Raw genomic sequence first — 24,122 nt, forward strand, 5'->3', positions numbered from 1 at the left:
GCGCCGGAGAGATCGTGAACGGAATGTGCCTGCGGTGGGCTCCGCGTGCATGGCGGGGCGCACCGGGCGAGACCATGGACACGACGCCGGTGAGGATGCGCCACAATGGTCGCTGTGGCGAAGAAGGACATCGTTCTCAAGGTTGAAAAACTGAAGAAGGCCTACGGGCCTGTGACCATCGTGGAGGGCTTCGACCTCAAGGTGGCGGCCGGGGAGGCGGTGGCGCTGATCGGCCGCAACGGCGCCGGCAAGTCGACGGTGCTGCGGTGCCTGGTGGGCGCGGATCGCCCTGACGAGGGCAACATCGAGGTGCTCGGTGTGAAGATGAGGGAGACCAGCCCGGAGATCCGCCGTGACGTCGCCACCGTCATCGACGACCTCGACTTCTTCCCCGACCTGTCCGTGGTGGAGCACCTCGACCTGCTGGCCAGGGCCCACGGCATCGCCGACCCCGACGACCTGGTGGACGAGATCCTCGAGGAGGTGCAGCTCGTCGCCCAGGCGGGGCAGCTGCCTTCGACGCTGTCCTCCGGCCAGCGGCGGCGCCTCGCCCTCGCCACCGCCTTTGTCAGGCCCCGGCGGCTCCTGATCCTCGACGAACCCGAGCAGCGCCTTGACGTGGAGGGCGTCGAATGGCTCGGCAACCGTCTCAAGGAGGAGCTGAGGGACGGCCTGGCGATCGTGCTGGCCAGCCACGAGCCTAGCCTCCTGGCTGCCATCGGCGCTCGTGAGGTGAGGCTGGGGGAGCGCCGATGAGCGACCGTTTCGGGGTCATTGGCCAGGTCGACGAGAGACAGTTGCGCCTCCTGGTGCGTGACTGGCGGCGGGGCCGGGCGGACCGCAACCTGTTCCAGGCCATCCAGGACGCCTACGTCGCGGTGTTCGCCTTGGTCGTGATCGGCGCCATGCTGATCAGCTCCATCCTGCAGGCCCAGCGCAGCGTCTCCAGCTGTTCGTCTGAGTCCTGCCTGGCCGCGCGGGGCCTGCTGCCCTGGGCCGCTGTCGCGGGTTTCCTGGCGCTGGCCCTGGTGGCGGCTCGCATGTTCGGCCCGGTGGTGGCCTCGGCTGCCGAGGGTTTCTGGATCATGGACGGCAATGTCGACCGGCGCAGGGTGCTGACCGGCCGGCTCGTGGCGTCGGTGATCGTCGCCCTCCTGGCCGGAGGGGGGCTCGGCGCGCTGATCGCGGCTCTGGTGGGTGGCACCGGCACCGACGTCATCACCTGGGGGCTCGCCGCTGGCTTCGGTTGCTTCGGGCTGGTGGCGTTCGCGGCGGCGGAGCAAGGCGTGGAGCGGCGGTGGATCACGACAGTGCTGCTGTGGCTGATCGGTTTCGCGGCCTTTGGGGCGTTGGTCTTCCTGGTGGCGATCTCGGCGGGGTTCATACCGGTGGGGTCGGCCTCCGTCCTGAGTGTTGACTTCGCCTGGGCGGTTGCCGGAGGTGGCCTGCTGCTGGGCCTGGCATCCATCGTGCCGGCCTGGGTCAGGCTCCGGGACATGCGCCGCCAGCGGCTCACCGCGGGCTCGTCGCTGCTGGCGGGCATGCAGGGGGCTGCCTTTGCCCTGGATTTCGCGCTGGTCCGCGACATCCTCGTCGAGGACCAGGCCCGCCGGCGGGGATACGTCCGGCCGACGCGCGGTTCGGGAAGCGGGGCCATGGCCATCGTGCTGCGCGACCTGCAGCGGCTGTGGCGCACGCCCCGGCCCCTGGTCTTCTGGGCTGCCTCCATGGCGGTCCCGTATGCCGTCCATGCCCTCGGCATCGAGGGCCTGAACCCGTCGATCTCGGCCCTGGTCCTGATGGCGGCATTGATCGGTTTCTGCAATACGCTGCGGGTCCTGACCCGCACCAAGGGACTGCAGCGCTGCTTCCCCCTCTCACCGGGGGAGATCCGGCAGGCCGCCATGACGATACCGGCCCTGCTGGCGCTGATCTGGGCGGTCGCGACGATGCCCGCTTTCGGGGGAATCTTCGGCGGCGGGCTCGACTTGGCCACTGGCTTCTCGTCGTCCCTCATCACCGCCTTCGCCGGGCTGCTGGCCGCCTTCCGGTGGGTGAGCGCGAAACCGCCGAACTACGGCGGCCCCATGGTCTCGGTCGGCATCGGTGCCATGCCTCCGGGCATGATGTTCTCCTTCATCCGCGGCATCGACATCGTCGCGCTGATCACCCTGCCCCTCATCATCGGCTGGCCCGCCTGGGTCTCGCTGGGCATCGCGGTGGTGACCTGGTTGTTCCTGCGTTCGGGCATCGACCAGCAGAGCCTGATGGATCAGCGCGAGGAGCAGCAACGCCTGCTGGACGAGCAGAAGGCGGCCCGATCCGGGCAGAAGATCAAGGTGCAGCGGCGGCGCTGAGCGTCCCGGTGGGTCCGTGCAGGAGCAGTGGTCAGACCACCTGATTTTCCATAAGCTAGGCTTACCTTACTCGAGCTGGAAGGCGGGCACGCATGGCCACTTCACCAGAGGTTTCCCAGGGGGTGGGTGCAGAGCACGCGCGTTCCCTGGCCAGGCGAATGCTGAGGGGCGGTGCAGCCTGCACGCTGGTCGCCTGGCGGGCGGGCAGCCAGTACGACTTCGTGGCCCACGGCCTCACCAGGCAGGGCGACATCGTGGTGGCGATCAGGCCGGACGAGGACTGTCTGCTGTCCACGCTGCCCGCCGGGGTGGGAACCGTGGTCCGCATGGACCTGATACGCCACAGCCAGGATGTGATCCTGTCGGTCATCGCAGCCTCCGCGCATCTGCTGGGCGAGCTCGTCCTGCTGCCCGCTACCGCCGTGGCGCGCCTGCTGGACGAGGAGCAGCTGCCTGAGCGGATTGCGGAGCTGGCGCGGATCAGCGGCACCCGGGTCGGGCTAGTGGTCACGGACCGGGTCCTGGTGCACGACCACAGTGGGGTCACCGCCATCGCCTGGGAGGAGATGCAGGAATCCCTCTGCCAGGCCACAGAGCCATGGTTCGATGATTTCGAGGCCCACGACGTCGTGGCCTCGCAGGGCTGCCCGGCCCTGCGGCAGCTGTGCCGGGCCGTGACCAGTGGCGAGCTCCCAGGACACGCCAGCATCCAGCCAAGCTCCCACGGGCTATGCCAGCACGTGATCGACAAGGTCTTCTGCATCGACGTGGACTGCTCTGGCGTCACGCTGATGCACATCGGGGAGCACGAGACCGCGACAGTATTCGCGGATTTCGAGGACCACCCGGAGACGCTGCCGCAGCTGTCAGCCGAGATCGGCCGCCTCGTGGCAGGGCCACACGGGCGTATCTGACAGTCGCCCGCCAACACACACCGCGAAGGATGGCGTGAGTTTCATCGCCGGTGTCCCTGGACAGTACTTGGGCCCCGCGGGGTGCGGGGCCCAAGTCAATTGCTCTGCTTCAGACGGGGCTGGCCCTGTGGGCCTGTTGCGTTCCTCAGCGGGGTTCGTAGGAGGCGCAGACCCCGTCGGTCACGGTGACGCCGGCGGCGGTGCACAGCAGGTCTTTGTTGTGGGCGCATTCGAGGCGCTGGCAGGCACCAACACGTCCGTCGGCGGTGGGCAGGCCACCGCGGGCGTCGAGGGTGATGAAGGTGGTGCAGGCCGAGGTGCCGTCAACGGTGATCGCGAAGGCGGTGCAGCCGTTGTTGTTGAAGGCACAGGTGGTGGTGTTGCAGGACTTGATGGGGGTGATGGCTGGCATTTCTAGGACCTTTCGTCTGCTGTGCATCTGACGCCAATTACGTTACGTACTGATGTGGCCAGTCGCAAGCAAGATAAACCTTTGCTGACTTGGGTAAATGCATGTATTGCGTGCGAAAATGCCCCGGTTTTACCTGCGTTATCCCTTTCGTAAATAAAAGGCTTGCGAAATGATTCCGGGAGATGCCAGAAAGGGTCGCGGTCCAGCCCCTGGCCAGAGCCGGGAAATGAAGACAGCCTTGCCTGCCCAGGGGGCGTGGCACCCAGGTGTCGTGCTGGCAAGGCTTCGATAAGAATGCGCGAGCTGACGCCGCTCAGTGCCGGTGATGCTTCTGCAGAAGAGGTAGGGCGCCCGGGCGTGTCCCAGCTCCATCGGGACCCCTGCTGGTGCCTCTCAGGCCAGGCCGAGTGCCTGGAGCATGGGTGCGAACTTGGCCTCGGTCTCGGCCAGCTCGGCCTCGGGATCGGAGTTAGAGATGATCCCGGCGCCCGCGAACAGGCGGATTTCGTCCGACTGTGCGGGGTGGATGAAGCCGCCTCGCAGGGCGATAGCCCATTCCCCGTCGCCGTCAGAGTCCACCCAGCCGATGGGTCCGGCATAGCGTCCCCGGTCCATGGACTCCAGCTCTGCGATCATCTCTCCCGCCAGGAAGGTGGGGGTCCCGCAGACCGCTGCCGACGGGTGCAGTGCGGCTGCCAGGGCCAGTGAGCTGATGCCGGGCTCCACCACGCCGGTGATGTCGGTGGCCAGGTGCATGACATTCGGGAGCGCCAGCACCGAGGGTGCCTCGGGCACGTTCATCGCAGCGCAGTAGGGCTCCAGGGCCTCGGCCACCGAGCTCACGGCGAAGTCATGTTCCGAGATGTCCTTCCCAGAGCTGGCCAGCTCGCTGGCCCGGCCCAGGGGGTCGGTGTGCTCGGGGTCGAGGGATACCGTCCCGGCCAGCACCCGCGAGGTGACCAGGGTCCGGTGCCGGCGGACGAGCAGCTCCGGGGTGGCGCCGACCATCCCGTCCACGAGGTAGCCCCAGGCCATTGAATAGGTCTTGAGCAGTTGTCGCAGGATGTGGCGCGGGTCGATGGGGCCCTCAGCCCTGGCCCGCAGGGAGCGTGCCAGCACCACCTTGCTGACCTCGCCGGCCTGGATGCGCTCCACGACCTCGGCGACGATCTGCGCCCACTGGGGCCCGGACAGCCCGTCGGGCACCAGGTTGATCGCCCCGGGGGGTGTCACCGGATCGCCGGGACCGGGCAGGTCGAGGCTGAGCCGGCCCTCGCTGATCCGGGTCATCCAGGCCTGCCCGTCGCGCCTGCCGATGATGGTCTCCGGCACGATGAGCACCGAGCGTGCGCGGGAGCGATCCGGGTCGAAGGCGAAGGAGCCGACTGCCAGGGGACCCGTACCCCAGGCCCCGGGCAGCTCCGAGTCGTGGTCGATGTGGGCGCTGACCTCGTTCCACCAGACGTCCGCGGCATCCGGGAAATCCGTCTCGAAACGGGAGACCTCGCCCAGCGTCACGAATCCCTCGCCCCGGCGCAGGAATGCTGTGGCCCGTTCCGGGGTCAGGAATCGCGACAGGTCCCCCGGGTCGTCGATGGCGACGGTCGTGGCGCGCAGCCGTTTCGTCGCGAAATCAAGGCTCACCCGGGGAACGATAGCTGAGGCGGGCTGGGGGAGGCCAGGCAGGCGGTGGAGCACGATTGCGACACCTAGTCGGCTAGAAGGGAATAACGCACGCTTTTTGTTGCTAAAAGATTGAGCATAATGCCTAGTCAGAGGCGAATTTGAATAGCTGGTGGGCTGGTTGGTGAGAAAGGTTGGCACGCCATAGACTGAGGCTCAAAATCCGGCTCACAGTGACAGGATCCGGGTTGTTGTTCGCAAGACGAGGAGAGTCGAATGCCGAAGGCGGAAGCCGACGTCATTGTCGTCGGCGCGGGCCCCGGCGGATCTGCGGCCGCGGCCAATCTCGCGAGGCGGGGACTGGGTGTCCTGCTGCTTGAGAAAACCCATTTCCCGCGGGAGAAGGTTTGCGGTGACGGGTTCACCCCGCGCACCACCCGGGCGCTGGTGCGGCTGGGAATCGACACCTCGCAGGAGGCTGGCTGGCTGCACAACAGGGGGCTACGGGTCTACGGCGGTCGCGTGGAGCCCTTCCAGCTCGATTGGCCCAGCCTCGCCGACTTCCCGTCCTACGGGCTGGTCCGCCGCCGCGCCGACTTCGACGACCTGATGGCCCAACACGCCGTCGGGTTCGGGGCCGAGCTGGTGCAGGGCGCCAACGTCACCGAGGCCATCCTCGACGAGCGCACGGGCCGCATCACCGGGGTCCGCACCCGCGGCGGCGACGAGTACCGCGCCCCGCTGGTGGTCGCCGCCGACGGCAACTCGTCGCGCCTGGCGGTCTCGATGGGGCTCAACAAACGCGCCGATCGCCCGATGGGGGTGGCCTACCGCACCTACTACCGGTCCCCGCGCAGCGACGACGACTACCTCGAGTCGTGGCTGGAGCTGTGGGATGGCAAGCCCCGCGAGTCCACCCTCATGCCCGGTTACGGCTGGATCTTCGGGATGGGGGACGGCACGTGCAACGTCGGCCTTGGGGTGCTCAACACCTCCAAGTCGTTCCAGAAGACGGACTACCGGGAGCTGATGAAGCGTTGGCTCGACAACACCCCCGAACAGTGGGGGTTCCGGGAGGAGAACCGGCTCGGGAAGATCCAGGGGGCCGCGCTTCCCATGGCCTTTAACCGCCAGCCCGTCTACGGGCGCGGCCTGCTGCTGGTCGGCGACGCGGGCGGCATGGTCAACCCGTTCAACGGCGAGGGCATCGCCTACGCGATGGAGTCCGCGGAACTGGCCGCCGACGCCATCGCCGAAGCCCATGCCCGCGGAGTCGGCACGGAGTCGGCCGAGCGGGCGTTGCACGGCTACCGCGCCCAGCTGAAGGCCCGGCTGGGTGGCTACTACCGGCTCGGCACCATTTTCGTGAAACTGATCGGCGACCCGCGGGTGATGAGCATCTGCACCACCTATGGGCTGCCCCGCAAAACCCTGATGCGCTTCGTCATGAAGCTGCTGGCGAACCTGACCGACAGCCATGACGGAGACGCCATGGATCACATCATCAACGCCCTGTGCAAGGCGGCGCCGTCGGCGTGAGACGGCAAGGCAGGCGGAAGGGAAGGAACTGCAGTGAACCTCTATATCCCCATCGCCGGGATGGCGGTGCTGGCCACGGTGTTCGTGGTGATCTCCATGACCCTGAGCATCTTCGTGGGGCCCAGCCGCAAGAACCGCGCCAAATACGACTCCTACGAGTGCGGCATCCAGCCCACCCCGCAGCCCGTCGGCGGGGGCCGGTTCCCCGTGAAGTACTACGTGATCGCGATGCTGTTCATCGTCTTCGACATCGAGATCGTCTTCCTCTACCCGTGGGCCGTCACCTATCACCAGCTGGGCACCTTCGGGATCATCGCCATCCTCAGCTTCATCGTGACGGTGCTGGTGGCCTACTTCTACGTCAAACGGCGCGGTGGCCTGGACTGGGACTGAGCTGGACCGGGACTGATTAGGAGAATTCATGGGTATCGAGGAGAAACTGCCCTCCGGCATCCTGCTGACCACCGTCGAGGGCATCTTCGGCTGGGTGCGCCAGGCGTCCTTCTGGCCCGTGACGATGGGCCTGGCATGCTGCGCGATCGAGATGATGTCCTACGGCACTCCCCGGTTCGACGCGGGACGCTGGGGCCAGGAGGTCTTCCGGGCCTCGCCCCGCCAGGCCGACCTGATGATCGTCTCCGGCCGCCTGTCGCAGAAGATGGCGCCCATCGTGCGGCAGGTCTACGACCAGATGCCGAACCCCAAGTGGGTGATCTCCATGGGGGCGTGCGCCTCGTCGGGTGGGATGTTCAACAACTACGCCATCGTCCAGGGCTGCGACCACATCGTGCCCGTCGACATGTACATTCCCGGCTGCCCGCCGCGTCCCGACATGCTGATCGACGCCATGTTCAAGCTCCGCAAGGAGGTCGCCAAGCGCCCGATCGGCCCGAATGAGGCCGCCGCGATCGCGGCCCGCGAGGAGGCGGCCATGAACGCGCCCGCCACCCACGAGCTGAAGGGACTCATGCGATGACCGAGACCCCGGGCGAGATCACCCGGCAGGATCAGACCGCCCCGCAGGCACCCGTCTTCGAGACCAGGACCGGCATGTGGAGCCGGGGCTCGGGGGACACCTCCGGGTACGGCAGGATCCAGCGGCAGATCGCCATGCCCGGCCTCACCCAGGGACCCTTCGGCGAGCCCTTCGACGCCATCGCCGCCCGGGCGGCCGAGCTCGTCCCCGCCCTGGACGGCGGCCTGGTCCTGTTCGACCGCGGTGAGCTGACGATCTTCGTGCCCCGTGAGCACCTCCAGGAGACGGTCCAGGCCTTCCGTGACGACGCGCACCTGCGCTTCGAGATCTGCGTGTCGGTCAGCGGCGTGCACTATCCGCAGCAGGCCGGCGCGGAGCTGCACGTCGTCTACCACTTGCTGTCCATCACCCACAACCGGCGCGTCCGGCTCGAGGTGACCGCCCCGGAGGCCGACCCGCATGTCCCGTCGGTCGTGGCCACCTACCCGATGGCCGACTGGCACGAGCGCGAGACCTGGGACATGTTCGGCATCCTGTTCGACGGCCACCCGGCGCTAACCCGGATCCTCATGCCCGACGACTGGGTCGGGCACCCACAGCGCAAGGACTACCCGCTGGGCGGCATCGACATTCAGTACAAGGGCGCGACAGTGCCCGCCCCCGATCACCGGAGGACGTACAGCTGATGAGCAACGACATCTTTGCCACTGAAGAGCCCCAGGCCGACCGGGTCTATCTCGCCCAGGGCGGTGACTGGTCGCAGATCGCTGCCGAGCAGGCCGAACGGGGCGACGAGACGATCGTGGTCAACATGGGCCCGCAGCATCCATCCACCCATGGCGTGCTGAGGCTCATCCTGGAGATGGACGGCGAGACCGTCACCCACATCCGTCCTGCCATCGGCTTCCTCCACACCGGCATTGAGAAGAACATGGAGTACAAGACGTGGACCCAGGGGGTCGCGTTCTGCACCCGCATGGACTATGTGGCGCCGCTGTTCAACGAGGCCGTCTACTGCCTGGCCGTCGAGAAGCTGCTCGGCATCACCGACGACGTCCCGGAGCGTGCCTCGATTCTCCGGGTGCTGGTGATGGAGCTGAACCGCATCGCCTCCCACCTGGTGGCGATGGGCACGGGCGGCATGGAGATCGGCGCCCTGACGGTGATGACCATCGCCTTCCGGGAACGCGAGATGATCCTCGACTTCCTGGAGGGCCTGACCGGGCTGCGCATGAACCACGCGTTCATCCGCCCGGGCGGTGTCGCCAATGACCTCCACGAGGGCGGGCTGGAGCATCTGCGCACCACCATCGCGTGGCTGAGGAAGCACCTGCCCGAGTACGCGGTCTTCTGCAACGAGAACCCGATCTTCAAGCTGCGCATGCAGAACATCGCGAAGATGGACCTGACTGCCTGCATGATGATGGGCGTCACCGGCCCGATCCTGCGCTCCACCGGCTACGAGTGGGACCTGCGCAGGGCACAGCCCTACTGCGGGTACGAGACCTACGACTTCGACGTCATCACCTGGGACACCCAGGACGCCTACGGCCGGTTCCGCATCCGCCTGGCGGAGACCTGGGAGTCGCTGAAGATCGTGGAGCAGTGCCTGGAGCGGCTGGAACGCACCCAGGGGCAGCCGGTCATGGTGGGTGACGCGAAGATCGCCTGGCCCGCGTCGCTGGCTCTTGGCCCCGACGGCCAGGGCAACAGCCACGAGCACGTCAAGCACATCATGGGCGAGTCGATGGAGGCCCTGATCCACCACTTCAAGATCGTCACCGAGGGTTTCAAGGTGCCGGTCGGGCAGGTGTACCAGGCCATCGAGTCGCCGAAGGGCGAGCTCGGCTGCACCCTCGTCTCCGATGGCGGCACCCGTCCCTACCGGGCCCATTTCCGCGACCCGGGGTTCAACCACCTGCAGTCCGTGCCCCTGATGTGTGAGGGCGCGATGATCTCCGACGTCGTGGTGGCCGTCGCCAGCATCGACCCTGTTCTTGGAGGTGTGGACCGATGAGTGGTCACTTCACCAGCGACTTCCCCGAGTCCGGCTCGGTGGACTATTCCGACCAGTCCACCAATCTCGACGAGACCGCCATCGCCGAGCTGAACGAGCTGGCCGGCCGCTATCCGCAGGCACGCTCCGCGCTGCTGCCGATGCTGCACCTGGTGCAGTCCTACGACGGCCGGATCAGCCCGCGGGGCATCGAGCTGTGCGCCGAGATCCTCGGGATCACCACAGCACAGGTCTCGGGGGTGGCCACCTTCTACACCATGTTCAAGCGCCGGCCCGCCGGGCACCATCACCTCGGGGTCTGCACCACGGCCCTGTGCGCGGTGATGGGCGGCGACATCCTCCTCGACCGCGCCAAGGAGAGGCTGGGCATCGACGAGGGTCAGACCACGCCGTGCGGCCGGGTGTCCCTGGAGCGTCTCGAATGCAACGCCGCCTGCGACTACGCGCCCGTCGCGATGGTCAACTGGGAGTTCTTCGACGACATGACCCCCGAGAAGCTCGATGAGCTGATCGACGCGCTGATGAACGGGGACGAGGTGGTCTCGCCGCGCGGCGCGACCATCACGTCGTGGCAGAAGGCCGAGCGGGTGCTCGCCGGTTTCCCCGACGGCCGCGCCGACGAGGGGCCCTCGGCCGGTCACGCCTCCACCCTCGGTAGGCGGATCGCCGCCGAGAACGGCTGGAGCGCACCGGACCCCGGCAACCTGTCCGATGTGCCCGGGGAGGAGCCAAAGTGAGTGACCTACTCGCCCCAGTCTTGAGCGACCAGTGGGGCCAGGAGAAGTCCTGGAAGCTCTCCCGCTACGAGGCGACCGGCGGCTACCGGGCGCTGCGCAAGGCGCTCGGCATGACCCAGGCGGACGTGATCAGCCTGGTCAAGGACGCGGGCCTGCGCGGGCGGGGCGGCGCGGGCTTCCCGACGGGCATGAAGTGGAGCTTCGTGCCCCAGGACAACCCCAACCCGAAGTACCTCGTGGTCAACGCCGACGAGTCGGAGCCCGGCACCTGCAAGGACATGCCGCTGCTGATGGCCTCCCCGCACACCCTCGTCGAGGGGGTGCTGATCTCGGCCTACGCGATTGGCTCCAACCAGGCATTCATCTACTGCCGCGGCGAGGTGCTGCACGTGATCCGGCGGCTTCAGCAGGCCGTCCGGGAGGCCTACGAGGCCGGTTACGCGGGCAAGAACGTGATGGGGCTCGGCTACGACATCGACGTGATCGTCCACGCCGGCGCGGGAGCCTACATCTGTGGTGAGGAGACGGCGCTGCTCGACTCCTTGGAGGGCCGCCGCGGCCAGCCGCGCCTGCGCCCGCCGTTCCCGGCCGTCGCAGGCTTGTACGCCTCTCCGACGGTGATCAACAACGTCGAGTCGATCTCGTCGGTGCCATCGATCGTCAACAACGGGGCCGCCTGGTTCCAGGCGATGGGCACCGAGAAGTCGAAGGGCATGACGATCTACTCGCTGTCCGGGCACGTCGCGCGCCCGGGACAGTTTGAGGCCCCCATGGGCATCACGCTGCGGCAGCTGCTGGCGTTGTCGGGCGGGATCCGCGCCGGGCACCAGCTGAAGTTCTTCACCCCGGGCGGCTCGTCCACCCCGATCCTGACGCCCGAGCACCTGGACCTGCCGCTCGACTACGAGGGCATGGCCTCGGCCGGGACGATGCTCGGCACCAAGGCGCTGCAGGTCTTCGACGAGACCACCTCCGTGGTGCGCACCACCCTGCGGTGGGTGGAGTTCTACAAGCACGAGTCCTGCGGCAAGTGCACGCCATGCCGGGAGGGGTCGTGGTGGCTGGTGCAGCTGCTCATGAAGTTCGAGGCAGGCACAGCTGAGGAGGGGGACGTCGAGAAGCTGCTGGACGTCTGCGAGAACATCGGCGGCCGCTCCTTCTGCGCCCTGGCGGATGGGGCGGTGGCCTGCGCGACCAGTGCGGTGCGCAACTTCCGCGACGAGTTCGAGCAGGGCTATCACACGCCGGCCTGGGAGCTCTTCCCATACGAGCGTAGTGCTGTGTTCGCCACGGAAGGAGGTCCCCGGTGAGTCAGCCGACCGACACGGCCAGCAAGGTGGCGCCCACACCGGACCTGGTCACCCTGACGATCGATGACGTTCCCGTCAGCGTGCCGAAGGGCACTCTGATCATCCGGGCAGCCGAGATGATCGGCACCGCGATCCCACGTTTCTGCGACCATCCTCTCCTCGACCCGGTGGGGGCCTGCCGCCAGTGCCTCGTCGAGATCCCCGACGCCGGCAACGGGCGTGGCTTCCCCAAGCCCCAGGCGTCCTGCACCATGCCGGTGGCCGAGGGCATGGTGGTGCGCACGCAGGTCAGCTCGCCGGTGGCCAGGAAAGCGCAGGAGGGCATCCTCGAGTTCCTGCTGATCAATCATCCGCTCGACTGCCCCATCTGCGACAAGGGCGGTGAATGCCCCCTCCAGAACCAGGCCCTCAGCAACGGGCGTGGCGAGTCGCGGTACGAGGGGGTCAAGCGCACCTACCCGAAGCCGGTCAACATCTCCGCGCAGATCCTGCTGGACCGGGAGCGCTGCGTGCTCTGCGCCCGCTGCACCCGGTTCTCGGAGCAGATCTCCGGCGACCCGTTCATCGCGCTGGTGGAGCGTGGCGCGCTGCAGCAGGTTGGGTTCTACGAGCAGGACCCCTACGACTCCTATTTCTCCGGCAATGTGGTGCAGATCTGTCCAGTGGGTGCGCTGACCTCGGCGGCCTACCGTTTCCAGGCGCGCCCGTTCGACCTGAAGTCGACCACCACCTCCTGCGACCACTGCGCCGGAGGCTGCGAGATCCGGGCCGACCACCGCCATCACCAGGTCAAGCGCCACCAGGCGGGCGACGCCCCCGAGGTGAACGAGGAGTGGCTGTGCGACAAGGGACGGTTCGGGTTCGTCTCGGGACGCGGCGAGGACCGGCTGACCCGCCCGCTGGTGCGCCGCAACGGCATCCTGCAGGTCGCGAGCTGGCCTGAGGCCATCGACGCTGCCGTCGCCGGGCTGCGGGCCGCGGGCCCCGCGGCCGGGGTGCTGACGGGCGGCCGGCTGACTGTTGAGAACGCCTACGCCTACTCGCGGTTCGCGCGCACGGTGCTGGGAACCAACAACATCGACTTCCGCTCCCGCGCGGCCTCCACGGAGGAGGCCCAGTTCCTGGCCTCCCGGGTCGCGGGGCGGGGCATGGACGTCACCTACGCGGACCTTGAGGCCGCCCGGCGCGTGGTGCTGGTCAGCTACGAGCCCGAGGACGAGACCTCGGTGGTGTTCCTGCGGCTCCGGAAGGCGGTCCGCAAGAGGGGGCTGAAGGTCACGACCTTGGCGCCGTTCGCCTCCCGGGGCACGAGGAAGCTCTCCGCAGAGCTAATCCCCGTCGCCCCCGGTGCGGAGGCGCAGACCCTGGAGGCCATGGAGCTGGAGGAGGGCACCATCATCCTCGTGGGTGAGCGGGCCGCCTGCCAGCCGGGCCTGCTCTCGGCGGTCTCCTCCAAGGCTGTTCTCAGCGGGGCGCGCCTGGCCTGGATGCCGCGCCGCGCCGGCGATATGGGAGCCATCGCAACGGGCTGCCTTCCCGGGCTGCTGCCCGGCGGGCGTCCCGTCGCCTCCGCTGAGGCCCGGGTCGATATGGCTGCGGCCTGGGGAGCCGAGACGCTTCCGACCGAGCCCGGGCTGAGCACCGCCGAACAGTTCGCCGCGGCCCGCGAGGGCTACCTGAAGGCCTTCCTCGTCGCGGGCGTCGACCCCTACGACATGCCGGAGGCTGACGCCGCCTTGCATGCGCTGCGGAAGTCTTTCGTGGTGCACGTCTCCACCCGCGCCAATGCCGTGACGGAAGTCGCCGACGTGGTCTTCCCCGCCTGCCTGATGGAGGAACAGGCCGGGCACTTCCTCAACTGGGAGCAGCGGGTCCGGCCTGTCGCCCTGGTCAACGAGGGCACGAGGCACCCCATGAGCGACCTGCGGATCCTGGCCGCCCTGGCTGATGCCTTCGGGTGCAACCTCGGATTCCGGAGCCAGGCCGCCGCGTGGGCTGACTTCCAGGAGCTCGGGCCCTGGGAGGGCGAGCGCATCGGGGTGCCGCGCAAGCTTGATGCCGGGGTCGCGCAGGGCGGCATCGTCGTCGCATCCTGGCGTGAGGCCCTTGATGCCACCAGCGGCATCGACTACGAGGTGGCGTTGCGCCGGACCGCCCGCCCGGCTGTCGCGCGGATGTCGCAGGCGACGGCCGCCGCCCTGAGGGTCGGTGGGATGTGCCGGGTGGAGGCGCCCGGTTCCTCGCAGCTGCTGCCCGTCGAGATCACCGAGATGGTGGACGGTGTGGTCTGGGTGCCGATGAATCCCGGCGAGCCCGGCCGGCTCGGAGTGACGCCTGGTTCCATCGTGAACGTGCTGCCGGTGAGCACCGATGAAGGAGATCAGGCATGAACGACGTGTTCTTCCAGGACCCCTGGTGGCTGATCGTGATCAAGGTCCTGGCCCTGTTCGTGATCCTGCTGCTGTGGACCATCTTCAACGTCTGGTATGAGCGGCGCCTGGTCGGCAAGATGCAGCACCGTCTCGGCCCCATCATGAATGGCCCCTTCGGTCTGGCTCAGGCGCTCGCTGACGGCGCGAAGCTGCTGGTCAAGGAGGACTTCCGCCCGCAGCACACCGACAAGTGGGTGTTCAACTTGGCTCCGGTCCTCACGGGGATGGCGGCCTTCACCACGTGGACGGTGATACCGTTCGGCGGGCAGGTGGAGATCTTCGGGGTCTCGACGCGCCTCCAGGTCACGGACCTGCCGGTGGCTGTGCTGTTCGTGATGGCCATCGCGTCCATCGGCATCTACGGCATCGTGCTGGCGGGCTGGGCCTCGAACTCTACCTATGCCTTCCTGGGCGCCATGCGCAGCTCCGCTCAGATGATCTCCTACGAGATCGCGATGGGCCTGTCGATCGTCGGGGTGTTCCTCATGACGGGGACCATGTCCACCTACGGCATCGTCGAGGCGCAGCAGGCGCCGGTCATCTTCCAGGTGCCGTTCACAGACATGCAGTTCAACATCGGGCTGATGGGCTGGTATGCGCTGCTGCTGGCGCCGTCGTTCGTGATCTACGGGATCGCGATGGTGGGGGAGACCAACCGCGCCCCCTTCGACCTGCCCGAGTGCGAGTCTGAGCTGGTCTCCGGCTACCTGACGGAGTACTCCGGGTTCCGCTACGCCATGTTCTTCCTGGCCGAGTACATCAACATGGCGACGGTCTCCGCGGTGTGCACGACGTTGTTCCTGGGCGGCTACCTGCCGTTCTGGCCGCTGAACTTGATCGAGCCTTTGAACAACGCCTGGCTCGGCCCGCTCTGGTTTGTTATCAAGGTGCAGCTGCTGTTCTCCGTGTTCGTGTGGCTGCGTGGCACCCTGCCGCGTTTCCGCTACGACCAGTTCATGGACCTGGGGTGGAAGCGGCTGATCCCCATCTCCCTGCTGTGGATCGTGATGGTGGCGGTCGCGCCGATGTACACCGTCGCGCTGGCGATCGTCCTCGTCGCGATCCTGATCGTCTTTGCGTCGCGCAGGAAGCAGCAGGAGCGGGTGCCGCCAGTCGATCCAGACGAGGTCTTCGACGCCTTCGCGGGCGGTTACCCGGTCCCACCGCGGCCTGGGCAGGTGCTGCCCGAGCTGGCCCGGGTGATCAGGTCCGAGCCCGCCCAGCCGACCGAGAGCGAGGAGAGGTAATGGGCATCTTCGATCCGTGGGCCGGATTCGGCATCACGCTTCACACCATCTTCCGCAAGACCTTCACCCAGGGTTACCCGCAGAAGGGCAGGGAGAAGGTGACGCTGCCGCGTTTCCATGGCCGTCACCAGCTCAACCGCTGGCCCGACGGCCTGGAAAAGTGCGTCGGCTGTGAGCTGTGCGCCTGGGCGTGTCCCGCCGACGCCATCTACGTGGAGGGCGCCGACAACACCGACGAGCAGCGTTTCTCCCCGGGGGAGAGGTTCGGGCACGTTTACCAGATCAACTATCTGCGCTGCATCTTCTGCGGGATGTGCATCGAGGCGTGCCCGACGCGTGCGCTCACGATGACCAACGAGTTCAAGCTCGCCGACAAGACGCGAGGGAAGCTGATCTATGAGAAGCAGGACCTGCTGGCGCCGCTGGTGACGGGCATGGAGCAGCCTCCGCATCCCCGGCGCCTCGGCGATGACGAGACGGACTATTTCCTGGGGCTGCCGCCCACCGGTCAGCCGGACACGCGGACGGCGCCTGAGCAAGGAGCGGTGAAATGATCCCCCTGCCCCCGCTGACGGGTGAGCTCGTCGCCTTCGTGGTGTGCGCCCCGGTCATGGTGCTGCTCGCGGTCGGCATCGTCGTGGCCCGCAAGCCTGTGCACTCGGCCATCTGCATGGCCGGGGTGATGGTCGGGCTCGCGATCCTCTACGCCGCGCAGGATGCGCCGTTCCTGTTCGTGGTGCAGATCATCGTCTACACGGGCGCCATCTTGATGCTGTTCCTGTTCGTCGTGATGCTGATCGGCGTCGACAGCCGCGACTCCGTGGCGGAGACCCTGAGGGGGCAGCGAGTGGCCGGTGTCCTCGCGGTGCTCGGGCTGGCGGGCCTGCTGGTGTTCGCCGCCGGGCAGGCGGTCTTCGTGGGCGGCCCGGCCGGGCTGCAGCAGGCCAACGCCGCCGAGGGCGGCAACCCGCAGGGAGTGGCCGCGCTGCTGTTCTCCCGCTATGTCGTGCTGCTGGAGGCGACCTCGGCGCTGCTCATCACCGCCGCGGTGGGGGCGATGGTGCTCGCCCACGGTGACCGGCTCCGTGAGCCCCGGCGCCAGGCCGAGCACATGGCGGCGCGTGTCGAACGGTATGCCGTCGACGGTGTGCATCCGGGACCGGACCCGAACTCCGGCGTCTACGCCCGCACCAACGCCATCCACGCGCCCGCCCTGCTGCCTGACGGGACGGTGGCTAAGACCTCGGTGAGCCGGACCCTGACGACGCGGGGCGCGGTGGTGGCCGTCGACGAGCTGCGCGCCCCGACGTCCACCGCCTTCGGCGACATCAGACAGGTCGCCGCTGAACTGGAAGGAGAGGCCAAGTGAGCACCGAAGCCTACCTGGTGCTGGCGGCGATGCTGTTCGCCGTCGGCGCACTCGGATTCCTGCTGCGCCGCAACGCGCTCATCGCCTTCATGAGCGTGGAGCTGATGCTGAACTCCGCGAACCTCGTGTTCGTGACCTTCGCCCGTCAGCACGGCGGGCTCGATGGGCAAGTGGCCTCGTTCTTCGTCATGGTGGTCGCCGCCGCAGAGGTCGTGGTCGGCCTGGCCATCATCGTCGCCGTCTATCGGGCCCGTCGCTCGGCTTCAGTCGACGACGCGAACCTACTGAAGCTCTGAAGGGGTTGCCGTGCTGTTGGAAACCGTCGCGACGATACCCGCCACGGGGCTGTTCAGCTTCGCCTGGCTTCTGATCGCCATCCCCCTGGCTGGCGCGGCCCTGCTGCTGGTCCTGGGACGCCACTGCGATGCCTGGGGGCACTGGCTGGCCACCGCCTGCTGCCTGGCCCCATTCATCATCGGGGTGCTGCTGTTCAGCTCGATGTTGAGCGCCGACGAGGGGCAGCGTGCCGTCAATCTATATCTCTATGACTGGATCAGCGCCGGCTCGTGGAATCTTGGCTTCGGGCTGCTGATCGACCAGCTCTCGATCCTGTTCGTGTTGCTGATCACGGGTGTCGGGTCGCTGATCCACATCTACTCGATCGGCTATATGGCTCACGACGAGCGGCGCCGCAGGTTCTTCGCGTACCTGAACCTGTTCATCGCGGCGATGCTCACGCTGGTGCTGGCCGACAGCTACCTGGTGCTGTTCCTCGGCTGGGAGGGTGTCGGCCTGGCCTCCTACCTGCTGATCTCCTTCTGGCAGCACAAGTCCTCCGCGGCCGCCGCCGGGCGCAAGGCGTTCGTCGTCAACCGGGTCGGCGATCTGGGGATGGCAATGGCCATCTTCACGATGCTGTCGCTGTTCGGCAGCACCGCCTTCTCGGCCGTGAGCCTGGGGGCTCCGCGGCTGGACGCCGGCACGGCCACACTGCTGGGCTGCCTGCTGCTGGTGGGGGCCTGCGGCAAGTCGGCGCAGGTGCCGTTGCAGTCGTGGCTGCTGGACGCCATGGAGGGTCCCACGCCGGTGTCGGCCCTGATCCACGCGGCCACGATGGTCACGGCGGGTGTCTACCTGGTGGTCCGCAGCCATCCGATCTACCAGGTCAGCGAGGCCGCAACCCTCGCCGTCGCGATCGTGGGCGTCGTGACGCTGCTGGCGGGCGCCTGGATCGGCACCGCCAAGGACGACATCAAGAAGGTCCTCGCGGGCTCCACGATGTCGCAGATCGGGTACATGATGCTGGCTGCCGGTCTTGGACCCGCTGGGGCCGCCTTCGCGATCTTCCACCTGATCACCCACGGCTTCTTCAAGGCGAACATGTTCCTCGGCGCCGGGTCCGTGATGCACGGCATGAATGACGACGTGAACATGCGGCACTTCGGCGCCCTGGCGAGAGCCATGCGGTGGACTTTCCTGACCTTCGCCATGGGTTATCTGGCCATCATCGGGTTTCCGTTCACGGCCGGTTTCTACTCGAAGGACCACATCATCGAGGCGGCCTTCGAACACAACATCATCCTCGGGGTGCTGGCGATCCTCGGCGCCGGGATCACCGCGTACTACATGACGCGGCTGATGATGATGACCTTCTTCGGCCGCAGGCGCTGGCAGGAGAACGTCCATCCGCATGAGTCCCCGGCCGTGATGACCGTGCCGCTGGTGATCCTCGCCGTCGCGTCCCTGGCCGCGGGCCTGCTGATGAACAACTGGATCCAGGACTGGCTGGCCCCGGCCACCGGGTCGCATCCTCATGAGACCAGTCTGCTGGCATTCACCTGGATCGGTCTGATCACCCTCGTCGTCGTGGCCGCCGGCGTCGCCCTCGGCTGGTGGCTGCACAGCGGCGCGATCCCGGCTCAGCCTCCCAGGACCCGCAACCCGCTGGTGCTCGCCGGCCGCAACGACCTGTACGGGGACGCAGTGAACACCTACGCGGTGGTGGGCCCGGTCAAGGGGGTCGCCACGGTGCTCAGCCTCGCGGACCAGGGCGTGGTGGACGGGATCGTCCGGGGCTCCGGTCACGGGGCGGTGGGCCTGGCGGGCCTGCTGCGGCGGGCGCAGAACGGCTACTCCCGCACCTACGCCCTGACCCTGGTGATCGGCGTGGTGATCCTGGGTGCAGTCGTGGTTCTCGGGCAGCTGGTCTGAGGAAGGAAGAACGCACGTGATCAACTCGATTCCCCTGCTGAGCATCCTCGCGTTGCTACCGCTGGCCGGCAGTCTGGTCTTGGCCTGCATGCGCGGTGCGGCCGCCCGCGTCACCGGGCTGGGTTTTGCCCTCGCCACCACCGCCGCCGGCGTCTTCGTCTTCGTCCTGGGGCGTGGGATGCCGTTGGTGGAGGAGGTGCCGTGGATCAGGATGATCGGGGCCTTCTACGCTCTCGAGCTGGAGCCGATGAGCGCCATCATGGTGCTGCTCACCGTGATCCTGACGCCGCTCGTGCTGATCGCCGAGTGGCGGGTCGGTGAGGCTGAGGGCTCCCGGTGGCCGACGCGCACCTTCTTCGCCCTGGCGCTTGCCCTGGAGGGGCTCTCCCTCCTGGTGTTCATGTCCAGTGACCTGCTGCTGTTCTACGTGCTGTTCGAGGCCACGCTGATCCCGATGTACTTCATGATTTCGGGGTTCGGAGGACCGGAGCGGGCTGCGGCCGCGGTGAAGTTCCTGCTGTTCTCGCTGGCCGGTGGCCTGGTGATGCTGGTCGGTGTCGCCGGCCTGTACGCCGTCTCCACAGCGGCCGGCGAACCGAGCCTGCTGATCCGCGACCTGGCAGCCCTCGATCTGGGGAGCGACCTCGGACGCTGGTTGTTCGCCGCGTTCTTCTTCGCCTTCGCCGTGAAGGCGCCGATGGCGGGGCTGCACACCTGGCTGCCTGACACCGCGGAGCAGGCCACCTCCGGGTCGTCGACGATGCTCGTCGGCATCCTCGACAAGATCGGCACCTTCGGGATGATCAAGATCTGCCTGGTGATCTTTCCGGAGGCTTCCCAGTGGGCCACGCCCCTGATCCTGGTGTGGGCGATCGTCTCGATGATTTACGGTGCCCTGATGGCGCTGGCCAGCCCCGACCTGCTGCGCTTCGTGTCCTACACATCCGTCAGCCACTTCGGGTTCATGGTGTTCGGCATCTTCGCGCTCACCACGCAGTCACTCGCCGGCTCGGTCTTCTACATGCTCAACCACGGCTTCTCCACCGCCGCGCTGTTCTTGGTCGTCGGTTTCCTCGTGAGACGCCGCGGCACCGCGGCCATCGAGGCCTATGGGGGAGTGCAGAAGACCGCCCCGGTGCTGGCTGGGTTCCTGCTGATGTCGGGCCTGTCGGCGCTGGCGCTGCCCGGCATGTCCAGTTTCGTCTCCGAGTTCCTGGTGATGGCGGGGTCCTGGCAGCGCTACCCGGTGCACACCGCGGTGCTCACCATCGGGATGGTGCTGGCCGCCTCCTATGTGCTCACCGTCTACAAGCGGACGATGACCGGTCCGGTCCGTGACGACGTGAGCAGGCACGTCAGCTCAGACCTTAGCCTGCGGGAACGCCTTGCCGTGGTGCCGCTGCTGGTGCTGCTGATCCTCTTCGGGTTCTTCCCGAAGCCGCTGCTGCAGGTGGCGGATGAGGCGGCCCGGAACGTGATGCAGACCGTCGGCGCGACCGATCCCGCCCCCACGATCCAGGAGAACTGATGAGCCTGCTTGAGATCAAAGTCCCGGACATGGAGTGGCTGCTTGAGGCCCCGCTGATCACGTTGCTGGTCGGCGCCACCCTGGGGGTGCTCTTCGAGGCCGTGATCCCCCGCGGGTACCGCTATCACACGCAGTCGGGGCTGGCGGCGCTGGTGACTGTGACGGCGCTGGGACTGACCCTCTACAACTGGGCAGGCGGGCAGTTCAAGATCATCGCTCCCGGCAGTATCGCCCTGGATGGTCCCGCGTATTTCTTCTGGTCGCTGCTGCTGCTGGCCGGACTGGGCGCGGTGGCGCTGTTCGCCGAACGGACCGTCGCGGGTGGGGTCTCAGCCTTCGCCGCCTCTGCAGCCACCGTCCCCGGGTCGCCGCTGGAGCGGGAGGCGGAGCGTCAGGAACACGAGCACACCGAGATCTTCCCGCTTCTGTTGTTCTCCCTGTTCGGGATGCTGCTGTTCGCGGCCGCGAACGACCTGCTGACGTTGTTCGTCGCCCTGGAGATCTTCTCGCTGCCGCTCTACCTGCTTTGCGGGATGGCGCGGCGGCGGCGCTGGCTGAGCCAGGAGGCGGCGCTGAAGTACTTCCTGCTCGGGGCTTTCAGCTCCGCGTTCTTCCTGTTCGGCGTGGCCCTGCTGTACGGGTACGCGGCGTCCTTCAGCTACGCCGGGGTGGCGCAGGCCATCGTCGAGGACCAGGCGCCGCGGGTGCTGCTGCTGGCGGGACTGGTGATGGTTGCCGTTGGCTTGCTGTTCAAGGTCGGCGCCGTGCCGTTCCACGCCTGGACTCCCGATGTCTACACCGGCGCGCCGACTCCTGTCACCGGTTTCATGGCGATCGCCACCAAGACGGCGGCCGTCGCCGCGCTGCTGCGGGTGTTCTACGTCGCCCTCGGCGGGGCGCGCTGGGATTGGCAGCCGGTCATCGCAGCTGTCGCGGTGGCGACGATGGTGGTCGGCGCGGTGGTGGGCCTGGTGCAGCAGGACATCAAACGCCTACTGGCCTACTCGTCCATCGCGCATGCCGGATTCATCCTGACCGGTCTCGTCGCGGCCGTCGGTGCGACCAGCCAGGGCGGTGTCTCCTCGGTGGGGTCCATTGCTTTCTATCTGCTGGCCTACGGGTTCGCGACCCTGGGCGGGTTCGGCATCATCACGATGGTGCGGCGTGCCGGGGGAGAGGCCAACGGGATCGCCGCCTGGCAGGGGTTGGGCAGGACCAACCCGCTCATCGCCGGGATCATGACGCTGTTCCTGCTCAGTTTCGCCGGCATCCCGCTGACGGCGGGGTTCGTCGGCAAACTGGTGGTCTTCGCTGCGGCCTGGCGGGGCGGCTATGGCTGGCTGGTGCTGGTCGCGGTGATCGCCAGCCTCGTTGCGGCCTTCTTCTACCTGAGGGTCGTGGTGGCCATGTGGTTCAAGGGCGCTGAGCGTGGCGAGCGGGGCACGGTGGCCGAGGCCTCGGGCTGGACCTGGGCTGTTGTCGCGGTGGCCGCTGTGGCGACGGTCGTCCTTGGGTTGGTTCCGGGTAGCATTCTTGATCTGGCGGCTGGTGCCGCACAGTTCATCCGCTGATCTCTGGAGTCACCTTGGCGCTCGACATCGAAGCCCTCTCGGTCCGTTTCGAGGAGCAGCTGCGGCGGGTCGCCGTGGCTGATTCCCCGTTCGTCACCGAGGTTGCCGGTCATCTCATAGCTGCTGGAGGCAAACGTTTCCGGCCCCAGCTGGTCTACCTGGCGTCGGAGTTCGGCGGCGGGGCAACCGAGGAGGACCTGTTGCGGGCCGCTCTCGTGATGGAGCTGACCCACGTGGCGAGCCTCTACCACGACGACGTCATGGATGAGGCCGAGCTGCGGCGGTCCGCGCCGTCCGCGAACTCCCGGTGGGGCAACTCCATCGCCATCCTGACCGGCGACTACCTGTTCGCGAAGGCGTCGATCCTGGTGGCCGATCTCGGCACCGACTTCGTGCGCCTCCAGGCACAGACCTTCACCCGGCTCGTGCAGGGGCAGATCGCGGAGACCCTCGGGCCTGCGCAGGGGGAGCCGCCGCTGCAGCACTACCTGCAGGTGATAGCCGACAAGACCGGGTCGCTGATCGCCGCCTCGGCGCTGTTCGGGGCGATGGTGGCGGGCGCCTCCCAGGAGATCCAGGACGCCCTGGCCGCCTACGGCGAGGAGGTCGGGCTGGTGTTCCAGCTGAGCGACGACATCATCGACATCACCAGCGACGTCACGGGCAAGACCCCCGGCACCGACCTGCGCGAGGGAGTGCCGACCCTGCCGACGCTGCTGCTGGCCGACTCCCAGGACCCTGCTGACCAACCCCTCAAGGATCTCCTGGCCGGCGATCTGAGCGACGACGCTGCCCTTGTGGAGGCGCTGACTGCGCTGCGTTCCCACCCGGTCATCGAGCGGTCGCGGGCCCAAGTGCGCCACCATGCCAGTCTCGCCAGGCAGCACCTGGGCCCGCTGCCCGACGGCGAGGCGAAGCAGCTGCTGCTCCAGGTCTGTGACGATCTGGTGGAGCGCTCAGCCTGACCGGCGCGGCGACGAGCTGTGGCATCAGCGGCCCCGGCCCCGGTAATTGGCGCCTCCCCTAGACGGCAGGCGCTCACCCCAGCCAGCGGTCCAGGCCGTCGTCGCAATCCCAGTGGCTCAGATCCGCGGCCTCGTGGTCGGTCAGAAGGATGTCGCGGAAGGCCCGTTCCACCCGGCCGCGGTCGGCGAGGAGGTCGTCGCCGAAGACGTCCTCGACCAGTCTCGTCTCGTCGGCGATGGTGAGCACCGCCGCTAGCCGGGCGTCGAGCTCGTGGTGCTTGATCGCCTCCCAGAGGGGCCATGTGATGGCCTCCGGAGCGGCTGTCAGGGGCAGCGAGACCACGACATGGGTCCAGGCCCGTTCACGAAGGACGCTGGTCAGCGTGGGGACGAGATCCTCGCGGGTTGCGCAGGAGATGCACCCGTGTTCCAGGCGTATCCATGATTGGTCGATCAGACCGCCGGCATCCCAGCAGCGGCGGCTCAGGTCTCCGCCCGGCGACAGGTCGTGCTGGATGACGAGGGCATCGGGCAGATCAACCAGGAGCGCGCTGGTGGCGGCAGCTCGGGCGACCTCATCCCACGCGGCGACCAGGGCGATGCGGGTGCTCACCGGATTCCGTAGCGCTGTTGGAACTTCTCGACGCGCCCGGTGACGCTGATACGGCGGGCCTTTCCCGTGTAGAAGGGGTGGCTGTCCGCGCTGATCTCCACGTCGACCAGGGGGTAGGTGTTGCCGTCGCTCCACTCGATGGTCTGCCGGGAGGTCACGGTGGAGCGGATCAGGTAGGTGGCCTGGGTTGAGATGTCGCGGAAGACGACGGGGTGGTAGTCGGGGTGGATGCCTGGCTTCATCATGGACCTCTCCAGCTTGCGGATAGAATGCGAACCATTATCATTATCGTTCATTCGTC

General features: G+C 67.6%; 23 protein-coding genes. 19 read left to right on the plus strand and 4 right to left on the minus strand.

The features are described 5' to 3' along the window. The first annotated feature begins 105 nt into the window (after positions 1-105). From SK1NUM_RS03815 to SK1NUM_RS03825, 3 genes are all read left to right on the plus strand, one after another. Positions 106-756: an ABC transporter ATP-binding protein gene (locus tag SK1NUM_RS03815; RefSeq protein WP_212325561.1), complete on the plus strand. Its 651-nt coding sequence runs from the start codon at positions 106-108 to the stop codon at positions 754-756. Continuing rightward, positions 753-2,357 (plus strand): DUF6297 family protein, encoded by a 1,605-nt coding sequence (locus tag SK1NUM_RS03820; RefSeq protein ID WP_212325563.1) that lies wholly within the window; start codon positions 753-755, stop codon positions 2,355-2,357. The genes SK1NUM_RS03815 and SK1NUM_RS03820 overlap by 4 nt, the downstream gene beginning before the upstream one ends. Positions 2,358-2,449: 92 nt before the next feature. After that, complete coding sequence (locus tag SK1NUM_RS03825) at positions 2,450-3,271, plus strand: hypothetical protein (RefSeq protein WP_212325565.1); 822 nt, start codon at positions 2,450-2,452, stop codon at positions 3,269-3,271. A 145-nt stretch (positions 3,272-3,416) separates the two neighbouring features. Here SK1NUM_RS03825 and SK1NUM_RS03830 read toward each other — a convergent pair whose 3' ends face one another. Together SK1NUM_RS03830 and SK1NUM_RS03835 are read right to left on the minus strand one after the other, a co-directional pair. Then, complete coding sequence (locus SK1NUM_RS03830) at positions 3,417-3,683, minus strand: DUF1540 domain-containing protein (protein ID WP_212325566.1); 267 nt, start codon at positions 3,681-3,683, stop codon at positions 3,417-3,419. A 393-nt stretch (positions 3,684-4,076) separates the two neighbouring features. Continuing rightward, on the minus strand, positions 4,077-5,327 hold the full coding sequence (locus SK1NUM_RS03835) for an isochorismate synthase (protein WP_212325568.1): 1,251 nt from the start codon (positions 5,325-5,327) through the stop codon (positions 4,077-4,079). A gap of 255 nt (positions 5,328-5,582) precedes the next feature. Between SK1NUM_RS03835 and SK1NUM_RS03840 the strand changes: the two genes are divergently transcribed. Genes SK1NUM_RS03840 through SK1NUM_RS03915 form a run of 16 tightly spaced genes read left to right on the plus strand, consistent with a single transcriptional unit; the run spans position 5,583 to position 23,208 of the window. Continuing rightward, positions 5,583-6,845, plus strand: a complete 1,263-nt coding sequence (locus SK1NUM_RS03840; RefSeq protein ID WP_212325570.1) for a geranylgeranyl reductase family protein — start codon at positions 5,583-5,585, stop codon at positions 6,843-6,845. Between the two features lie 33 nt (positions 6,846-6,878). Continuing rightward, positions 6,879-7,238 carry an NADH-quinone oxidoreductase subunit A gene (locus tag SK1NUM_RS03845; RefSeq protein WP_212325572.1) on the plus strand — a complete coding sequence of 120 codons (360 nt, stop codon included), beginning with the start codon at positions 6,879-6,881 and terminating at the stop codon, positions 7,236-7,238. A 28-nt stretch (positions 7,239-7,266) separates the two neighbouring features. Next, positions 7,267-7,821, plus strand: a complete 555-nt coding sequence (locus tag SK1NUM_RS03850; protein WP_212325574.1) for a NuoB/complex I 20 kDa subunit family protein — start codon at positions 7,267-7,269, stop codon at positions 7,819-7,821. Beyond that, positions 7,818-8,507: an NADH-quinone oxidoreductase subunit C gene (locus SK1NUM_RS03855; RefSeq protein ID WP_212325576.1), complete on the plus strand. Its 690-nt coding sequence runs from the start codon at positions 7,818-7,820 to the stop codon at positions 8,505-8,507. Before SK1NUM_RS03850 ends, SK1NUM_RS03855 begins: the two co-directional genes overlap by 4 nt. Then, on the plus strand, positions 8,507-9,838 hold the full coding sequence (locus SK1NUM_RS03860; protein ID WP_212325590.1) for an NADH-quinone oxidoreductase subunit D: 1,332 nt from the start codon (positions 8,507-8,509) through the stop codon (positions 9,836-9,838). The genes SK1NUM_RS03855 and SK1NUM_RS03860 overlap by 1 nt, the downstream gene beginning before the upstream one ends. Then, positions 9,835-10,575: an NADH-quinone oxidoreductase subunit NuoE gene (gene nuoE, locus SK1NUM_RS03865; protein ID WP_212325599.1), complete on the plus strand. Its 741-nt coding sequence runs from the start codon at positions 9,835-9,837 to the stop codon at positions 10,573-10,575. Before SK1NUM_RS03860 ends, nuoE begins: the two co-directional genes overlap by 4 nt. Next, entirely contained in the window at positions 10,572-11,885 is a 1,314-nt protein-coding gene (nuoF, locus tag SK1NUM_RS03870) for an NADH-quinone oxidoreductase subunit NuoF (RefSeq protein WP_212325601.1), read from the plus strand. The genes nuoE and nuoF overlap by 4 nt, the downstream gene beginning before the upstream one ends. Then, positions 11,882-14,275: an NADH-quinone oxidoreductase subunit G gene (locus SK1NUM_RS03875; RefSeq protein ID WP_212325603.1), complete on the plus strand. Its 2,394-nt coding sequence runs from the start codon at positions 11,882-11,884 to the stop codon at positions 14,273-14,275. The genes nuoF and SK1NUM_RS03875 overlap by 4 nt, the downstream gene beginning before the upstream one ends. Next, complete coding sequence (nuoH, locus tag SK1NUM_RS03880; protein ID WP_212325604.1) at positions 14,272-15,564, plus strand: NADH-quinone oxidoreductase subunit NuoH; 1,293 nt, start codon at positions 14,272-14,274, stop codon at positions 15,562-15,564. The genes SK1NUM_RS03875 and nuoH overlap by 4 nt, the downstream gene beginning before the upstream one ends. Next, a complete protein-coding gene (gene nuoI, locus SK1NUM_RS03885; RefSeq protein WP_212325606.1) occupies positions 15,564-16,118 on the plus strand; it encodes an NADH-quinone oxidoreductase subunit NuoI in 555 nt (184 codons plus the stop codon). The genes nuoH and nuoI overlap by 1 nt, the downstream gene beginning before the upstream one ends. After that, complete coding sequence (locus tag SK1NUM_RS03890) at positions 16,115-16,933, plus strand: NADH-quinone oxidoreductase subunit J (protein ID WP_212325607.1); 819 nt, start codon at positions 16,115-16,117, stop codon at positions 16,931-16,933. The genes nuoI and SK1NUM_RS03890 overlap by 4 nt, the downstream gene beginning before the upstream one ends. Next, on the plus strand, positions 16,930-17,229 hold the full coding sequence (gene nuoK / locus SK1NUM_RS03895; RefSeq protein WP_212325609.1) for an NADH-quinone oxidoreductase subunit NuoK: 300 nt from the start codon (positions 16,930-16,932) through the stop codon (positions 17,227-17,229). The genes SK1NUM_RS03890 and nuoK overlap by 4 nt, the downstream gene beginning before the upstream one ends. A gap of 16 nt (positions 17,230-17,245) precedes the next feature. Next, positions 17,246-19,144, plus strand: coding sequence for an NADH-quinone oxidoreductase subunit L (nuoL, locus tag SK1NUM_RS03900; RefSeq protein WP_212327474.1), 1,899 nt, complete (start codon positions 17,246-17,248; stop codon positions 19,142-19,144). A 16-nt stretch (positions 19,145-19,160) separates the two neighbouring features. Then, the gene (locus SK1NUM_RS03905) at positions 19,161-20,672 is read left to right on the plus strand and encodes an NADH-quinone oxidoreductase subunit M (protein ID WP_212325616.1); all 1,512 of its coding nucleotides are present in this window, start codon (positions 19,161-19,163) and stop codon (positions 20,670-20,672) included. Then, entirely contained in the window at positions 20,672-22,243 is a 1,572-nt protein-coding gene (nuoN, locus tag SK1NUM_RS03910) for an NADH-quinone oxidoreductase subunit NuoN (protein WP_212325618.1), read from the plus strand. Before SK1NUM_RS03905 ends, nuoN begins: the two co-directional genes overlap by 1 nt. Positions 22,244-22,257: 14 nt before the next feature. Further along, positions 22,258-23,208 (plus strand): polyprenyl synthetase family protein, encoded by a 951-nt coding sequence (locus SK1NUM_RS03915; protein ID WP_212325620.1) that lies wholly within the window; start codon positions 22,258-22,260, stop codon positions 23,206-23,208. Positions 23,209-23,281: 73 nt separating this feature from the next. On the opposite strand, the gene SK1NUM_RS03920 is transcribed toward SK1NUM_RS03915, so the two are convergent. Together SK1NUM_RS03920 and SK1NUM_RS03925 are read right to left on the minus strand one after the other, a co-directional pair. Continuing rightward, a complete protein-coding gene (locus SK1NUM_RS03920) occupies positions 23,282-23,821 on the minus strand; it encodes a GTP-binding protein (protein WP_212325622.1) in 540 nt (179 codons plus the stop codon). Then, entirely contained in the window at positions 23,818-24,063 is a 246-nt protein-coding gene (locus SK1NUM_RS03925) for a type B 50S ribosomal protein L31 (RefSeq protein ID WP_212327476.1), read from the minus strand. The genes SK1NUM_RS03920 and SK1NUM_RS03925 overlap by 4 nt, the downstream gene beginning before the upstream one ends. Positions 24,064-24,122 lie beyond the last annotated feature (59 nt).

It is taken from the genome of Arachnia rubra (genome assembly GCF_019973735.1).
Classification (GTDB): Bacteria; Actinomycetota; Actinomycetes; order Propionibacteriales; family Propionibacteriaceae; genus Arachnia; species Arachnia rubra.

Bases quoted from the DNA above. Each gene is read 5' to 3' on its own strand.
- SK1NUM_RS03815 (WP_212325561.1), top strand. From the start codon at position 106: ATGGTCGCTGTGGCGAAGAAGGACATCGTTCTCAAGGTTGAAAAACTG.
- SK1NUM_RS03820 (WP_212325563.1), top strand. From the start codon at position 753: ATGAGCGACCGTTTCGGGGTCATTGGCCAGGTCGACGAGAGACAGTTG.
- SK1NUM_RS03825 (WP_212325565.1), top strand. From the start codon at position 2,450: ATGGCCACTTCACCAGAGGTTTCCCAGGGGGTGGGTGCAGAGCACGCG.
- SK1NUM_RS03830 (WP_212325566.1), bottom strand. From the start codon at position 3,683: ATGCCAGCCATCACCCCCATCAAGTCCTGCAACACCACCACCTGTGCC.
- SK1NUM_RS03840 (WP_212325570.1), top strand. From the start codon at position 5,583: ATGCCGAAGGCGGAAGCCGACGTCATTGTCGTCGGCGCGGGCCCCGGC.
- SK1NUM_RS03850 (WP_212325574.1), top strand. From the start codon at position 7,267: ATGGGTATCGAGGAGAAACTGCCCTCCGGCATCCTGCTGACCACCGTC.
- SK1NUM_RS03855 (WP_212325576.1), top strand. From the start codon at position 7,818: ATGACCGAGACCCCGGGCGAGATCACCCGGCAGGATCAGACCGCCCCG.
- SK1NUM_RS03860 (WP_212325590.1), top strand. From the start codon at position 8,507: ATGAGCAACGACATCTTTGCCACTGAAGAGCCCCAGGCCGACCGGGTC.
- nuoE (WP_212325599.1), top strand. From the start codon at position 9,835: ATGAGTGGTCACTTCACCAGCGACTTCCCCGAGTCCGGCTCGGTGGAC.
- nuoH (WP_212325604.1), top strand. From the start codon at position 14,272: ATGAACGACGTGTTCTTCCAGGACCCCTGGTGGCTGATCGTGATCAAG.
- nuoI (WP_212325606.1), top strand. From the start codon at position 15,564: ATGGGCATCTTCGATCCGTGGGCCGGATTCGGCATCACGCTTCACACC.
- SK1NUM_RS03890 (WP_212325607.1), top strand. From the start codon at position 16,115: ATGATCCCCCTGCCCCCGCTGACGGGTGAGCTCGTCGCCTTCGTGGTG.
- nuoN (WP_212325618.1), top strand. From the start codon at position 20,672: ATGAGCCTGCTTGAGATCAAAGTCCCGGACATGGAGTGGCTGCTTGAG.
- SK1NUM_RS03925 (WP_212327476.1), bottom strand. From the start codon at position 24,063: ATGAAGCCAGGCATCCACCCCGACTACCACCCCGTCGTCTTCCGCGAC.